This window comes from Allorhodopirellula heiligendammensis (assembly GCF_007860105.1).
GTDB lineage: Bacteria > Planctomycetota > Planctomycetia > Pirellulales > Pirellulaceae > Rhodopirellula > Rhodopirellula heiligendammensis.
In genome coordinates this window covers 843612-856598 of the sequence record NZ_SJPU01000003.1, presented here as the reverse complement: position 1 = coordinate 856598, position 12987 = coordinate 843612, and the positions used below count along the sequence as shown (strand labels likewise).

At 57.4% G+C, this 12987-nt stretch carries 13 protein-coding genes; 5 read left to right on the top strand and 8 right to left on the bottom strand.

Annotated features, from left to right (window positions below):
* The first annotated feature begins 15 nt into the window (after positions 1 to 15).
* Positions 16 to 861, top strand: coding sequence for a hypothetical protein (locus Poly21_RS23100; protein ID WP_146409369.1), 846 nt, complete (start codon positions 16 to 18; stop codon positions 859 to 861).
* Positions 862 to 1045: 184 nt separating this feature from the next.
* Here Poly21_RS23100 and Poly21_RS23095 read toward each other — a convergent pair whose 3' ends face one another.
* The 4 genes from Poly21_RS23095 to rho all read right to left on the bottom strand — a co-directional run bounded on the left by Poly21_RS23095 (position 1046) and on the right by rho (position 4458).
* The gene (locus Poly21_RS23095; RefSeq protein WP_146409368.1) at positions 1046 to 1534 is read right to left on the bottom strand and encodes a glycine cleavage system protein H; all 489 of its coding nucleotides are present in this window, start codon (positions 1532 to 1534) and stop codon (positions 1046 to 1048) included.
* Positions 1527 to 2462 (bottom strand): thiamine-phosphate kinase, encoded by a 936-nt coding sequence (locus Poly21_RS23090; protein WP_146409367.1) that lies wholly within the window; start codon positions 2460 to 2462, stop codon positions 1527 to 1529. The genes Poly21_RS23095 and Poly21_RS23090 overlap by 8 nt, the downstream gene beginning before the upstream one ends.
* A 20-nt stretch (positions 2463 to 2482) precedes the next feature.
* On the bottom strand, positions 2483 to 2953 hold the full coding sequence (gene ribH, locus Poly21_RS23085; protein ID WP_146409366.1) for a 6,7-dimethyl-8-ribityllumazine synthase: 471 nt from the start codon (positions 2951 to 2953) through the stop codon (positions 2483 to 2485).
* An 86-nt stretch (positions 2954 to 3039) separates the two neighbouring features.
* Complete coding sequence (gene rho, locus Poly21_RS23080; protein ID WP_146409365.1) at positions 3040 to 4458, bottom strand: transcription termination factor Rho; 1419 nt, start codon at positions 4456 to 4458, stop codon at positions 3040 to 3042.
* An 834-nt stretch (positions 4459 to 5292) separates the two neighbouring features.
* On the opposite strand from rho, the gene Poly21_RS23075 reads away from it, so the two are divergent.
* Positions 5293 to 6546 carry a hypothetical protein gene (locus tag Poly21_RS23075; RefSeq protein ID WP_146409364.1) on the top strand — a complete coding sequence of 418 codons (1254 nt, stop codon included), beginning with the start codon at positions 5293 to 5295 and terminating at the stop codon, positions 6544 to 6546.
* Between the two features lie 3 nt (positions 6547 to 6549).
* Here Poly21_RS23075 and Poly21_RS23070 read toward each other — a convergent pair whose 3' ends face one another.
* Positions 6550 to 6840, bottom strand: coding sequence for a hypothetical protein (locus Poly21_RS23070; protein ID WP_146409363.1), 291 nt, complete (start codon positions 6838 to 6840; stop codon positions 6550 to 6552).
* A gap of 335 nt (positions 6841 to 7175) precedes the next feature.
* On the opposite strand from Poly21_RS23070, the gene Poly21_RS23065 reads away from it, so the two are divergent.
* Positions 7176 to 7754, top strand: a complete 579-nt coding sequence (locus Poly21_RS23065; RefSeq protein ID WP_302120281.1) for an NYN domain-containing protein — start codon at positions 7176 to 7178, stop codon at positions 7752 to 7754.
* Positions 7755 to 7783: 29 nt separating this feature from the next.
* Here the strand turns inward: Poly21_RS23065 and Poly21_RS23060 are convergent, their stop codons facing one another.
* Entirely contained in the window at positions 7784 to 8185 is a 402-nt protein-coding gene (locus tag Poly21_RS23060) for a hypothetical protein (RefSeq protein WP_302120280.1), read from the bottom strand.
* Between the two features lie 73 nt (positions 8186 to 8258).
* On the bottom strand, positions 8259 to 9404 hold the full coding sequence (tatC, locus tag Poly21_RS23055) for a twin-arginine translocase subunit TatC (protein ID WP_146409361.1): 1146 nt from the start codon (positions 9402 to 9404) through the stop codon (positions 8259 to 8261).
* A 123-nt stretch (positions 9405 to 9527) separates the two neighbouring features.
* Here tatC and Poly21_RS23050 point away from each other — a divergent pair, with 123 nt between their 5' ends.
* Positions 9528 to 10091: a type 1 glutamine amidotransferase domain-containing protein gene (locus Poly21_RS23050; RefSeq protein WP_146409360.1), complete on the top strand. Its 564-nt coding sequence runs from the start codon at positions 9528 to 9530 to the stop codon at positions 10089 to 10091.
* Between the two features lie 123 nt (positions 10092 to 10214).
* The gene (locus Poly21_RS23045; RefSeq protein ID WP_302120278.1) at positions 10215 to 11132 is read left to right on the top strand and encodes a hypothetical protein; all 918 of its coding nucleotides are present in this window, start codon (positions 10215 to 10217) and stop codon (positions 11130 to 11132) included.
* Positions 11133 to 11145: 13 nt separating this feature from the next.
* Here Poly21_RS23045 and Poly21_RS23040 read toward each other — a convergent pair whose 3' ends face one another.
* The gene (locus Poly21_RS23040; protein WP_146409359.1) at positions 11146 to 12267 is read right to left on the bottom strand and encodes an ROK family protein; all 1122 of its coding nucleotides are present in this window, start codon (positions 12265 to 12267) and stop codon (positions 11146 to 11148) included.
* Positions 12268 to 12987 lie beyond the last annotated feature (720 nt).

The following is a 12987-nucleotide window of genomic DNA, read 5'->3' as shown; positions in this document are numbered from 1 at the left end:
TACGGAACAACGACGATGAAATCCTTCCTTTTGACCGGGATTGTCACAACGGTGTTGTCGTTGATGACAATCTGTCATGCTCAGGACGCCACCGAATCATCCTCAGCCGACGCTACGAATGAGCGTGCCGAGAAGCTCTCGAACCTGTTCTTGGAGCAGGCCGAATCACTTGAGATCATGCCTATCGACAGCGATAAACCGTTCAAACTCGCTCCCACACCCCTGTTTCGATTTGCCACAGAGGGGACCGTCTTTGGCAGCGTGTTTGTATGGCACGATGCGGACTCACGACTGGCCCTGATCGGCACGATTGGCTCGCTGCCCATCAACGGCACCGACATCCAGTTCGTGGAACTGCATCTGTTGAAACCGGAGCGTATTTCGCCGCTGATCCTACCCGGTTTTCCAGTCAAACGCTGGGATCCCAATATCGACGAACTGCAACTCAATCCGCTTGACGAGGCGCCCGCGGTCGCTGCCAATGCGCGCATGAGGTTAACGCAGATGCGTTCGCTAGCGAGGCAGTTCACCGCGCAGATGATCCACAACAATCAGACCAACCAACTGCGTCTACTGCCTCATCCACTCTATCGCTACTCCGATTCAACGCCTGAACGAGACGGAGCATTGTTTGCCTTCGTATGGGACAACGGCACGGATCCCGAGTTGGTTCTGCGAGTTGAATCGGTAACCCGAGACGGGGTTCCCACCTGGAACTACCAACCCATCCGCTTCACATGGCGTGCACTGAAACTACAGCACAATGGCCAGGACGTTTGGCAGCAAGGAGAGTTTTTTCAACGCGACTCACCGCAGCAAACCACTCCGTACCTGACCGGTTTAACCGAACCTGTACCTTAACGAGCTGTTGATTCAATCAAAGCTCGACCGGCGATGGTGAGCCCGCTGCCGTCAAACATCGGGTACCGCGCACCTCCCGAGGGCTCACACAGATCAGCTAATGGATGCCGAGCGTATTATCTCGCCATGGGCTGCGTTGCGGTGAACATTCACGAAACGGCCCGCTCGGGACAATGTTCCCCAGCTACGTGTTGGCTTGGCCTTTGATCGTTCGCTGGGCGACTTCCCAGGCTTCGACGAGATGATCAGCGTACTCCGAGGGCGAGAGCAGTATCGCTGCTGCTGCGAGATTGGCTTCGATTTCAATCAGCCACGCGGCACCATAAGGGTCCGCATTGATAAGCGATGGGTCGCTGAGCACATCCTGGTTGATCTCGGTGAGTTGGCCGGGCAGCGGTGTGAAGAGATCACTCTCTGCCTTCTTGCTCTCGATGGAGCCGATCAGCATGCGAGCTGTGAGCGGCGCCGGTGCATCGACGGTCCATTCCAGAAAGTACACATCTTGAAGCAACCGAACTGCATATGCCGTGAGGCCGAAGCGGTATCGTAGGGGCCCGACCACGTTCTCCTGGGTGGGCATTGGCAATGCCCACATGTGGTTTTTGGCGTAAAGATAATCGGTGGGGAATTCGGCATCGAACTCTCCCATGGCGAATGTGAACGACTCAGGCATCGGTTTCGCCGTGCACATAACCCTGGGGGAAGACACGCTCGAGTTTGCTACCGGTGATCCGCTTCCATAGTCCGGTACGTCCGACCACCGTACCGACGCGGGTGATCTCCACTGTCAGTTCATCAGCAGACAGTTTCTCGATGCTTGCTGCGTCGGACTCGCTCACCGTGAAGATCAACTCAAAATCTTCTCCGTCACTCCACGCGTGCTGCAGTGGAGTACGGCCGCTGTCAGCGGACATTTTGACAGCAGCGTCCGAAATGGGGATGCATTCGAGATCGAGTTCGGCCCCCACACGGCTGGCGGCGAGCAGCCGATCGAGGTCGAGACTGAATCCGTCGCTGACATCGATCGCGGCGTGCACCTGGGCGTGTTGACGCAGGCGTTTTGCGAATTCGACGCGTGGCGTTGGACGCAGGTGCCGGCCGAGCAGACTGCCGCCGAGTGAGCCGGTGACAAAGATCACGTCACCTTCCGCGGCGCCACTACGCAGCCACGGATCCGTGACAGTGCCGAGTAGGCAGACGCTGATCGCAAGAGGGCCGTCGTAGGTCGACAGGTCTCCACCCGCGATGGCGATCCCGAACTGCCCGCAGGCCTCGAGAATACCTTCGTAGACTTCGCCAGCGATTTCGGTCGCGTTATCGGCGGGGAGCGCCAACGTGACGAGAGCCGCTGTCGGTGCCGCGCCCATCGCCGCGATGTCGCTGAGGTTGATTGCGATGGACTTATAGCCGATCGATGCGAGCGGTTGGGACTGGCTATCGAAATCGACCCCGTCAATAATTTGGTCGGTGCATGCGACCTGCTGAATCCCCGCATCGCCTGCCGGCAGATCCATGACAGCAGCATCATCACCGATGCCGACCGCGACGGCGGGCAGACTGCGGGTACGACCGCGTAAATACGCAAGAAAGGACTGTTCCATGTTGGCTTCGATGTCGTCAATCAGCGGAGTTTCGGGGCGAGACGTAAAAGTTCCAGCACGGCGTCGGCGGCTTCATGCCCCTTGTTGCCGACATTGCCACCACTGCGTTGGATTGCTTGCTCGAGAGTGTTGCAGGTCAACAACCCAAAGCCAACGGGCCGGCCGCTGCAGATGCTCTGATTCATCAACGAGGCACTCACTGTACGGTTGATGTGTTCATCGTGGGTGGTTTCGCCGCGGATGACGCAGCCCAGTGCAATCGCTGCAGCAACGTCGGCGTGCTGGAGGGCTTGCTCGACCGCCCAGCACAATTCCCATGCGCCGGGGACGCGGATGATCCAGTGACGTTCCGGAGCAATGCCGGCTTGGGTCAAGGTTTCAACTGCGGCTTCACACATCGAATCGCAAATGCCTGGGTTGTATCGGCTAACGACGATTGCGATCCGGCCGGAAGGCAGCGAACCGGTAGTTCCATCAATAGATGCTGACACGAATTAAGATCTCTCGGTGGGTATCAATTGTGTGGTGATGCAGAATTCTGACTCGTTCCCAAACGGGAGTTGGGAAATCGAACTGGTCAGAGTGACTCAGGTGGGATACTCATCAGGAACTCAACATTGTTCTGAGTGGCAGCGAGTTTCTTAGTGAGCGTCGTCATGGCGTCGGTGGGCGAGAGTTCGGCGAGCGAGCGGCGGAGCGTTTGAATCCGCTGGTACTCGTCGTCGTCGAACAGGATTTCTTCCCGCCGGGTCCCGCTGCGATACAGATCGATCGCCGGCCACACCCGCCGCTGCACGAGCTCTTGATCGAGCACGATCTCGAGATTGCCCGTACCTTTGAATTCCTCGAAAATGACATCATCCATCCGGCTGCCGGTATCGACCAAGGCGGTTGCGAGAATCGTGAGCGAACCGCCCTCTTCGACCTTGCGGGCCGAGCCAAAAATGGATTTGGGTTTTTGCATCGCACCGGCGTCCAAACCGCCACTCAAAATCTTCCCGGTCGCCGATTCCGCGTCGCTATTGAAGGCTCTTGCCAGACGCGTGATCGAATCGAGGAAAATAACAACGTCCGTGCCAGACTCTACCATCCGTTTCGCTTTTTCGATGACCATTTGAGCGACTTGGATGTGTCGCGAGGCCGGTTCGTCAAACGTGCTGCTGATCACCTCACATTGATGCGAGCGAATCTCCCGCTCCATATCGGTGACCTCTTCCGGCCGCTCGTCAATTAATAACACGAACACATAGGCCGACGGGTAGTTCGCCAACACGCCATGGGCGAGTTGTTGCATCAAGATTGTCTTACCAGCCCGTGGTGGGCTGACGATCAAACCTCGTTGGCCAAAACCGATCGGTGTAAACAGATCGACGACTCGCGTGCTCATCTCATCGGCGACATGTTCCATCACAATGCGGGTGCGAGGATGCAGCGGCGTGAGTTCATCAAACGGAATCTGCCGACCGCGACGCGATGGCTCGCTGTGGTTAATCGCTTCGATCCGCAACAGCGCAAAGTATCGTTCGTTCTCCTTGGGCGGTCGGATTTGGCCGGCCACATGGCTGCCGGTATGCAATCCAAAACGACGGATTTGACTCGGCGAGACGTAAATGTCATCAGGACAAGACAGGTAGTGGTACTGGGCACTGCGCAGAAAGCCAAACCCGTCGGGCAGTATTTCGAGCGTACCCTCACCGTACATCAAACCATTTGCGCTCATCTTCGCCTTGAGCAAGCGAAACACGAGCTCCTGGCGAGTGATGCCAGCGATATCGTCGAGCCCCGCCTGCTCCGCCATTGCAATCAGCTCGGGGTGAGACATCTGCTGCAATTGGACCAGATTGACCGCTGTGCCATTAGCGTCGGGCTGTGGAATCCCAACGCGGCCACCGGCCTTGGTGACTTCGCTGACAATTTCTTCAGGCAGTGAGAGCGGATCGCGTTCAGCGTCCAGTTCGCGCACGCGCTGATCGACGGCTTGATCGGGATGGCGCATGCGGGGCGGCTTGCGACGCGAGTCGCGCGCCGACCGAGGCGGGGTGGAGGGTTCCATGAGGAGGAGAACCGGTCGGAGGAGGGCGAGGAGAGAGGAGTGTTTCAGATGCCTAGTTTGGAAAAGACAGGCGGCATCCGGGAGGGGTTCAGGGCGGGCCGAATACGGACCCCCAGCACATTAACATTAGTCTACCTGACCAGAGGCCGTTCGTCAGCCTCTTTTTTGGGTTCTTCCTGGCTGGGTTCGCTCATACGCCCTTATAAGATGAAATCCAGCCCGTTTTTGCCTGTGGGGGGGGCCATGCGGCCCTGGTGTGCTGTCCTCGGTGGTCACCGCGCGGGGAACACCCCCTCTGTACGTCAAATTTCATGCTCTGGCGAGCGTCGGCGGAATCGCAGCATGGCGGCACACCACGAAACAGAGGTTGTGGCGGGCCCATTGAAGAACTGCGGCGGAGGGCCAAGTGCCTCGGCGACACGCCACTTTTTCGCTCCAGCAGGGAGCGCCGTGAATTTCGCGGCGGAAATCCGAACATGCAGGCAGCGTAAAATATGGGGATTGGCGGTGATTATTCGGCTTCTAAGCTTTTTGGCGGATTTACGGTTTCCTCCAGTAATCCGGCTAAGCCTACGGGGGTGTCCTGGCCGATACTACCTGCACAACCCGATATAAAAGGCACACAACAGCGTGCCGGATTGTGGTTTGATTTAAGCGACCCGCAGCCACGCGGGGTAGAGTCGATGACGTGAGTAGCAGCCACCATACCGGTGGAACTACCTCGTGATCGGTTCTCAAGGCGCGGGCGGCAACTCCTAGCATGACGGTGGAAATACGATGTCGGTACGGAAGCTGACGACGAAACTGACGATGTTGCTGGTCTTGGCGACCGGAGGCGTTTCCGCATCGGCACAAGAGCACAACCATGCACTTGCGGATCCGTTCGCATTTGACCCGGACTTTCAATGGTTCGAGCCGGTCTATGATGCGGACATCCTCGATATGAAGCCCAAGAAACGGGCTCATACCGGATGGTTTGCAACCTACGATCGCATTAATTTGTACGGCTCACGGCCGTCCAACAGTGATGACATTGGTGACGGCAATCGGCTGGACTCCGGTGGTGGACAGCGTTACGAAGTCGGGTACATGCGACCCGATCAGGACACTGGGATGCTGTTCACGTATCTCCGCAACGACGCCACCGCAGCCGACTCGCTGACTGTAGACCGGCTCAACCGCATCAACGGCGACGACTTCACGGGAAACGCGACTTACCCGGACCCTAACCGTTTCAATTTGTCCGTGTTTCGCGACACTGACGGTAACGTGTTGGGATATGGAACTCGATTCTATAACATCGGGTTGACGCTCAACTCCATGCAGATGCGAAGCTATGAATTGAGCAAGACCTGGCGAATGGAACCCTACCACTACGGTGGCATCCTCGAACCGATGATAGGCGCTCGTTTCATTCGAGCTCAGGATCAAGCTTCGCTGAAGACCTATGGCTACACCTTCGATGATCCCAATCTGGCGAATATCGGCATTGGCACGTCACCCTACGTGTACTTGATTCCCAATCCGCCTGGAACCGACCCCACGCCGTTGGACCGTCTGAACACGTTTGGTGTGGAAATTCAGAATGATATCTATGCACTGCAAGCCGGCTTCCGGTACTTCAAGTTCCAGAATCGGTGGCGATATTCGGCTGAATTCCGTGGCTTTACCGGTGTCAACTCCCAGGCCTACTCGAATCGACGCACCGAAGCGACGACGGTCTATGACGGCTTCGAAGAATCCGCTGACGTGATTTTGGATACCACGACCGCCAGCACCACTCAGTTCGACAGTAACGCAGAGTTTGTGATCGGCTTCGATGCCCGTGCAGAGCTTGGGTACCAACTGACGAAAATGATCAACGTACGATGCGGTCTCCAAGTCATTGACATTGCCCGCGGGGTGTGGCGTTCGAGCCACAACCTGGTCGAGCAGACCGGGGGCCTCGTGACTCCTTCGATCGAAACTGGACGCCAAGATCAAGGCTACATTGCCTTCGGCTACACGTTCGGAATCGAACTCAATCGATAGCCCTCACTCATGGCGAGGCATCGCCACGGCGTGCAGGCTGACCACACTGCCGACGGCGATCATCGCCAAGCCGAGCCAGCGTGGTGGATGAATACGTTTGGTTGGATTGGGATGAACCTGAAGCATCATGTTATCCAACGAGTTTTCGGGCGTGATCGCCGCCTTGCGGCTCACCTTTGCCAAGGTTCGCGTCGTGTTCTCATTGAGCACGAAGGAATCGATCATCCGGAACTGAACACCCAGCAAAACGAGCAGCAGACCGACGAGGAAGCAGCGATTGCGATTCAATTTCATGGGGTCGATCCATCCGGGAAGAGCGATTGGGCGAGTAGCAACTTCGTTTAGTCACGCGGGCGATACCCCACGATCAATACGTTTCGCCGCCGGAACATCGTCCCGCGACGGATTCGGTAAACCGCGTGGATTACGCCCCGCGATCGATTGAAGAAACGCCTCCCAATGGGCACGCGGTTCAATCAGTGAGATCGACGCAGGACCGCATCGCGACACAACTCTGCTCACCGAATTTGTGTTGTCGCGATTCTCTGGTTTACTGCTATGATGAAGGCTGGATCGTTTATTCAGATCCTAACGCCCTCACCTCACTACGCGTTTCCGGAGATCTTCCCGTGTCGGTCGTCCTACTGATCGACGGATATAACGTGATTGCGCCTGTCGCGCCGCCGGGTCGGGGAGCAAGCCGGCGTTGGCTCGATGTCGAGCGTCAGCGTTTACTCGATCGACTTGTCGAACATCTCGATGAAAATGTCCGGCTGCGGACCTGTGTGGTCTTTGATGCCAAGGACGCACCGACGCATCTTGCCTCGCAATACCTGTATCAAGGCATCGACGTTCGATTTGCAGTCGACTACCCCGAAGCGGATGATCTCCTGGAAGAAATCATCGCCCAACATGCAGCGCCGAAGACCCTGAGTGTGGTGTCATCAGACCACCGGATCGCCACGTCAGCCCGGCGACGCCGGGCAGGTTGCTTTGACTCCGACACGTGGCTCGACCTGCTGCTCGACGGCAGGCCACCCTTGATCAAGGTTCCAAAATCAAAAAAGCGGGCATCCGCTGCCGCCCCCGAGCTTGCAGGCAGTCCACCCACGGATGCCCACAACGATGGAGCCGACCCCATTGATGTGCAAGTCGAGTCCATGATCAGCGATGATCTGCTCGAAAACTTGCTCGGCAAGCTCAAATAGTTTGGCGCTGTCGATTCCGCATTCTGAAGTCACTCGGACTCGAGAATCCACAAATTCACTCCACCGACTAAGCGGGGCCGACCCTCCGCATCCAGCGTCGACTCCAGCTCAATCTCCAACTCATTGTGGTCCGCTAAACGACCGCTCAGATCCAATCGTAGGGAAGAGCCCCCTCCAGCGGTCGACGGGTTCGCGTGGCCATCGTCTACGGCGCTGACTGCGAACGTGTTAACGCGGATCTGAACAATTTCCCCCACCACCTCGCCTACCTCAAGCAACACCCGCTGGCCCAATTCGATCCCGCTGGGCCGATGAAACTGACGCTGATAGACAGCCCGGTGGATGCGATCGACACCTGCGGGCCCATCGTCGTCGGCAAGACAATCCGGCACGTCCACGCGAGTTGCTTGAGCCCGGGAAATAGCGACCATGCGTTGATCATCCCGGCTTACCGTCTCGTCGTACCGTTGCCAAGGTTTCCGTAATCGAATGCGATGCGCCATCTTACGTGGGGTCATAGGCACCACGGCCCATTCCTCGCCCCCGCGGCATGTACGTGCACAGGACAATCCCGAGAAAATACAGGAACATCAGCGGAATGGCTAATGCAATCATGCTCGTGACGTCCGCAGGCGTGACGACCATCGAGATGACGAAGATGACCAGGGTGGCGATTCGCCAACTGCTAATGTAGTCCTGGGTTTGAATCAAATCGATGCGTTGCAGAAACAACATTACCAACGGCAACTGGAACGCGACGCCAAATCCGAGCGGCAACATCAGCACGAAATTGATGTAGTACGACAGACGCGGTTCGATCTCAACATCCATGCTGCTATTGAAATCGAGCAAAAACTTCAGCACATACTGCAACACCAGGAAAAACGCGAGAGACACACCGGCAACAAACAATGCCACGCTGAAAGGGAGGTAGACGTGGACGTAGCGTCGCTCATGAGAGTGCAGACCCGCAGCGACGAAGTTCCATAGGTGATAGAAAATCATAGGGGAAGCCAGCACAGCGCCGACGATCAATCCAGCCTTGAACCAAATCATGAACGTCTCTTCGACCTTCAACGCGCTAACCCCCCGTTCGCTCCGCCGGAATTGGATCGTCGGCACCATCACCTCTGGATTAGGAACCGCCCCAATTGCCGCAATCAGGTCCGCCGTAAAGATGCGACGCGTCGAATCGAGTGCTTCCGGCGACGCGGTGTCGGTCACCCCTCCATCACGTTCCTCCCCATCTTTTTCTGCGGCATTTGCCGATCCGGCAGGCAACGCCTTGCCCGTCTCCATCAATTCGGCAGCTGCGGATTTGCTGATGGGTTCGGGCAACGCATAGACCAACTCAGCCACGAGAGCATTGTGGCTCAAAAAGGCGTGCAAACGCTCGATTTCCGGATCGTCGCGGTTGGGCAAACCGAGCAACACGAGATCGCGATCAGCGTTGTATTTGACAATCGCCTGCTTGAGTGGTTCCTGAACATACCGGACCACCTGACTGGCGAACATCAATCCAAAAGCCAGCCCAATCGCCAGCCAAATAATGGCTTTGACCAGTGCACCACGAAGCTCTTCGAGGTGCTCACGCACAGTCATGGTCGAATTATCAAACAGGTCGTCTTTGGGGCGAGCCAGGGCGTCCACGGCGGTCTTTATCGAAAAAAGGAAGGTCGACTTGTATCTCACGAATCTACTAGTTTAACTGTTTCCGGCAAAGTCGCACGATCACTTTGCGATTCCGTCGTCTTCGAATTGAAAAAACAATCCATGACTGCCCTCCCCGCCACTGACCACGTATCCCCCGTCACCCTCCAAGGCTGCCGAATTCTCGCCTTTGTTGGCGAGATCTACGAGGATCTTGAACTCTGGTACCCCAAATTGCGGCTGATCGAAGCGGGCGCCGACGTCGTCGTCGCGGGGCCGAACGCCGCGACAACCTACCAGGGAAAACTGGGGTACCCGTGTCAAAGTGACGTCGCGATTTCGAGCGTTCGTAGCGATGATTTTCACGGATTACTCGTCCCAGGTGGCTTTATGCCGGATAAATTGCGACGTGATCCCGATGTTCTGCGGCTGGTCCGGGAATTCGACGCCGCGGGCAAACCGATCGCGGCGATCTGCCACGGGGGGTGGATCCCGATCTCGGCAGGTGTCTATCGAGGCGTCCGCGTCACAGGCTCGCCGGGGATCCAAGATGATCTGGTGAATGCTGGGGCGATCTTCCAGGATGCTGCCGTGGTTGTCGATCGCCATCACGTATCGAGCCGTCGACCGGACGATTTACCTGATTTTTGTGCGCAATTCCTTGCCCTGCTCGCCGCTGGACGTTGACACAGGGGAAGGGGGACTCGTATAGACGGTTCATCCGCTCGCACATGGGCCCAGGTTTGCTCCACGCCCGGACGGCCCATTCCATCCTCCATCCCTCCTTTTCGACCAACGAAGCCCTCCGCGATGAAATCTTCGACGTTCGAAATGCAATTCCTCGGGCTCATCGCGGTCTGGTTCATTGTGTCGGCAGGCAGCGGCTGCTCGATCTGGAGTTCCGGCGCATGGTCGGAATCGGCGTTCCTACCAGGATCCAGCGAACCATCCGATGAGGCCGATCAGCAGCCGATCGCGGCAACACACAATAGTTCTACGCTCACCCATCAATCCCGCGACTCCGTCTCGTTGGCTGTCGAGTTTCGCCATGTGCCCTCCTCGGAGCTGGGCGAATCGATGTGGCGGAGCATTGATGAAACCGTATTCGACGCGCGAGTTCGTCAAGCATGGCTGACCAACGGTCTACGGATCGGCGTGCTCAATCAGACCGAAACCGCTGGAGCGAATCCCACGGGATTGGATGGCGACGCCCAACTCGACCCGGTCAATGAGCTCTTTGCCGGCGCAAAGATTCTCGGCGGCCAGCCCGATGGACGTAAGGTCATCCCGCTGCGTCCCACCCGACGACATGAACTGCCGTTGGCCCCAGCACTTGGCGATACTGAAACTGTGCTATTCCAGGACACCGGAGGCTTGATGGGTCGCGATCTCGATGCGCCTCAACTGCTCCTTGCCCTGACGGCTGAGAAAGGACCTCGACACGGACAATCGAAAATACAGATTCGTCCCGAAATCCAGCACGGTGCCGTCCATCAAAAATTCATCAGCAGCGACACTGCTGTGCGCATCCAAGCGGGTCGCGATCGGTGGGAGCTCAGTGAGCTGAATCTAACTTGGGCGGCCCAACCGGGAGCCACGCTCGTCATTGCGCCCGTGGTTCAGCCCTCCGAGAGCGAGCCCACGTTTGGTTTAGGCCGCCAAATGCTGCGAGATACTGACCATCTTGTCGATGATCAGCACATCGTCGCATTTCTCCAAATCGAATGAGCCCGGCCGCTGTTCACACGCACGAGCCTGCGCCTGTCTGCACCAAGGCGTCGACGTACGCCCCGATGACTGACGCCTGATCGCCACAATGCGAAAACGTGATTGAGTCAAAACTGCGAAATCCGTTCAACGCTCGCTGGAAAAACGCAGCCTTGACGGTCGCGAGATAACGGTCGCGCATCTTCGGCGTCATATCGCACACACCGCCGCCGATAACGAGTTCGTCATAATCACCGATGTACTGGATCATCAACAAAGCGATGCCCAGCGCCGTCGCTTGATCATCAAACAGTTCCAATGCCAGTTCGTCGCCGGCTGCCGCCAACTCACGGAGCTTTTTAGCGCGATCCTTCGAGGTCCCGGCCACCTGGTGCAGCGCGTGATCCTTCCACTGTTCGAGTTCCAGGCGATAACCGAGTTGATGGGTCAACGCGGTCAGGGAGACAGCGGATTCCACGGTACAAAATGCATTGCCAACTTGCAATTCTTGGTCATGGGGATAACGGAACGCATCGGCCGGCAACATCAAGTGCCCAGCATGACCGGCGCGGCCCTCGCTACCACGAACCGCTTCGCGATTCCGAACCTCACCACCACCGAGGCCCGTGCCCACGGCCACCATGAATAGCGAGTTTAGCTCGGGCTCCGGACTTTGAATTTGAATATTGTATTTCGAAGCCAACTCAGGACGAATTTGAATGTCACCCCGGCGGACCGCGAATTCCCCCAGCGCCGCCGCCTGGCCATCGCCGAGATACCGTACAGCGAGTTCATCGATCGTCGCATCCACTCGGGGATCCTGACGAGCCTCAGCACGCAGTTTTGTTTCGAGCAACTCTCGCACCGGACAATTGTTCCAGTCGGCGTGCTTTAGGTTCGGCGTGGACAGCAAGACGCCTTCACTCGTTGCGGGCCCAGGCGTCGCAATCGTCACCATTTTCACGTCCTGGAGCTGTCGGCGATGGGCCCCGAGCGCACGCACGATCTCGGCCGCAATGTCAGCGATGGTCGCCGCAGGCCCCTCGTCACTGCGGGTGGCAAACTGTGGTGTGATTTCAAGCAAGCGACCCTTGGCATCACCCAAACACACCGTGGACGTCGTTCCGCCCACATCCACTCCTATGAATATCCCCACGTCGCGTCGTCTCCCAAAATAAACCGTCACAGCCAAAAAACAGAATAGGCATGAGACTAGCGATTTGGCAGTGAATTTCCAGGCCCGGGGGGCTGGTGATCTGGTCAGGACGGCGGGACCGTTTCAAAAGCGTCACTTTCGGGGCTCATCCAACGGAACCTTGCGCCGGCAGCTCGCGACGGATAACGCAAGTGCCCAACGATGATTTGCACGTGAATTCCATTGACCCTCGACGCGCACTGCCGGGACAAATGGCGTCATGCTCGAATAGCGTGGCCGGTCCCCGGCGGATTCCAGTTCGCCGAGGGCGTTCTTACATAAAATGATCGAACACCTGAGTCATGCCTGAAAAAAGGGTCCATCCGGGTTTATCGTGGGTTTCGCAGCGGTGAGCCAGGTGTGCGGGATTTTCAAGGCATGTCGGTGGCGTCCGAAATCTTTGTCAGGCTGATACAACGGTGGTAGGATCGTTTTGCCGGGAGAGGCGGAAGCAAGCTCTGCTGGGAAGCAACTTGCCGAGGAATATCTCGGTCGGGGTGAGCCGAAAGGTGCCTTCGGCTGGCGGCGGATGCGTCCGCCGTCGGCATTTATCCTGGGACGGCATCGCTCATTTCGGACGCCACCGCCATGCCTCTAAACTCCAACATGCTGGATTTACCCACGACAATCTCGGATGGACCAATTAGATGGCCCCAGTCACCACGGAGTACGCTTCCGTCG